Below are 561 nucleotides of genomic sequence, written 5' to 3'. Positions count from 1 at the left end.
CTTCTTCTCGTCCTTGTCGACGCAGGTGACGTCGTGACCGAAATCCGCAAAGCAGGCTCCGGACACCAGTCCCACATAGCCCGTTCCGATCATCGCGATTCGCATGAAAAACTCTTTCCGTTGAAGACGGATGTTCCACTGAACACCCTAGACCATTTCTGTATCCGGCCGCACGCCCAACATTAGGGCAGGTTGCTTCGCGAACCGAATAAACCTTAACCGCCGCGCGTGACAGGCGTTGCGGTCATCTCCTGAAATACGCGACATGCATTGGTTGCATTCTACGTATGCGAGAGATACGCCGCGTAAGCGCGTCTCACGCCGTCCTCGAGCGAGGTCGTCGCGCGCCAGCCGAGCTTGGCGAGCCGGCTGACGTCGAGCAGCTTGCGCGGCGTTCCGTCGGGACGCGAGGTGTCGAAGCTGATCTCGCCGCCGTAGCCGACGATGTCGGCGACGACGCGGGCGAACTCGGCGATGGTGATGTCCTCGCCGGTGCCGATGTTGACCAGCTCCGCGCTCGAATAGGTCTTCATCAGGTGCACGCAGGCATCCGCCATGTCG

At 60.8% G+C, this 561-nt stretch carries 1 protein-coding gene and 1 pseudogene; both read right to left on the bottom strand.

Features of this window, described 5'->3' with window-relative positions:
• Window positions 1-105: NAD-binding protein (locus tag IVB46_RS19790; protein ID WP_143199629.1), on the bottom strand; the 105-nt coding region annotated here is incomplete at its 3' end.
• Window positions 106-281: 176 nt separating this feature from the next.
• Window positions 282-561, bottom strand: a pseudogene (locus IVB46_RS19785) (GDP-L-fucose synthase); the annotation flags it as partial.

Origin of the sequence: Bradyrhizobium sp. 61 (assembly GCF_023073075.1) — a bacterium.
GTDB classification, from domain to species: Bacteria; Pseudomonadota; Alphaproteobacteria; order Rhizobiales; family Xanthobacteraceae; genus Bradyrhizobium; species Bradyrhizobium barranii.
Note: the sequence above shows the minus strand (reverse complement) of the source record. Positions and strands in the feature narration are given on the sequence as shown.